The 1,195-nt window shown below is 78.9% G+C and carries 1 protein-coding gene and 1 pseudogene; both read left to right on the top strand.

Translation table 11 applies throughout. The features are described from left to right. A pseudogene (locus tag A6V29_RS07135) lies at positions 1-299 on the top strand (ABC transporter); the annotation flags it as partial. A 22-nt stretch (positions 300-321) separates the two neighbouring features. Beyond that, positions 322-1,173, top strand: a complete 852-nt coding sequence (locus A6V29_RS07130; RefSeq protein ID WP_249933081.1) for a YfjP family GTPase — start codon at positions 322-324, stop codon at positions 1,171-1,173. Positions 1,174-1,195 lie beyond the last annotated feature (22 nt).

Raw genomic sequence — 1,195 nt, 5'->3', positions numbered from 1 at the left:
CCTGGGGCGTCAGCGGCGCGGGGGCCGTGGTCATGGTCGCGGTCTTCGCCTCGACCGGCGGGCTGACCGGCGGTGAAGTCGCGGTGGCCGGCGGCACCACCGCGGTGGGACAGCGGGTGCTCGAGGCCGTCTTCGGCGACTCCGCCGTGCGGGCGCTCGCCGCCCGGGCCCGCAAGGACCTGGAGCAGCGCACCGACCGGCTGCTCACCGGCGAGCGGCAGCGGTTCGACGCGTTGGTGGACGCGGCCGCGCCCCCGCCCGGCAGCATCGACGACCTGCGGGCGGCGGCGCCGAGCTGAGCGCGGCCCGGCGGGCGCAGCGGTGAGCCGGCGGAACCGCGGCGGGCTGCCGCTGACCGACCGCCTCGCGGCGCTGCGCGAGGCGGTCGAGGTCGCCGAGGGCCGGCTGGACGTGCCCGACGTCGCGCGCGCCCGCACGCTGCTGGCCAAGGCCGGCGCCCGGGAGGCGCTCGGCGACGCCACCGTCGTCGCGCTGGCCGGCGCCACCGGCAGCGGCAAGTCCACGCTGTTCAACGCGCTCTCCGGCGCCGAGGTGAGCACGCCCGGGGTGCGCCGGCCGACCACCGGGGTCGCGCACGCCTCGGTCTGGGGCGAGGCCGGCGCCGACCGGCTGCTCGACTGGCTGGAGGTGCCGCGGCGGCACCGGATCGCCGACGCCGACCCGGCGCTGGACGGGCTCGTGCTGCTCGACCTGCCCGACCACGACAGCGTCCGGCTCGAGCACAGGCTCGAGGTCGACCGGCTGGTCGAGCTGGTCGACGTCCTCGTGTGGGTGCTCGATCCGCAGAAGTACGCCGACGCCGCCGTGCACGAGCGCTACCTGGCACCGATGGCCGGGCACGCGGGCGTGCTGGTCGTCGTGCTCAACCAGATCGACCGGCTCGACGAGCAGGCGGCCGCGGCCTGCCTGGCCGACCTGCGCCGGCTGCTCGACGGCGAGGGGCTGGCCGACACCCCGATCGTCGCCACCTCGGCGCGCACCGGCGTCGGGCTCACCGAGCTGCGGGCGGAGCTCACCCGCCGGGTGGGCGTCCGCCGGGCGGCGACCGAGCGGCTGACCGCCGACGTGCGGGCCGTCGCCGCCGCGCTCGCCGCCCACTGCACCGACGGGACCACCGGCCCGGCCGCGGGTCGGGCGCCGAGGCCGAGCTGACCGGTGCGCTGGCCGACGCGGC

Origin of the sequence: Blastococcus sp. CCUG 61487 (assembly GCF_005222955.1) — a bacterium.
Taxonomy (GTDB): Bacteria; Actinomycetota; Actinomycetes; order Mycobacteriales; family Geodermatophilaceae; genus Blastococcus.
The sequence above is the reverse complement of the archived record's forward strand: the minus strand, read 5'-3'. Positions and strand labels throughout refer to the sequence as shown.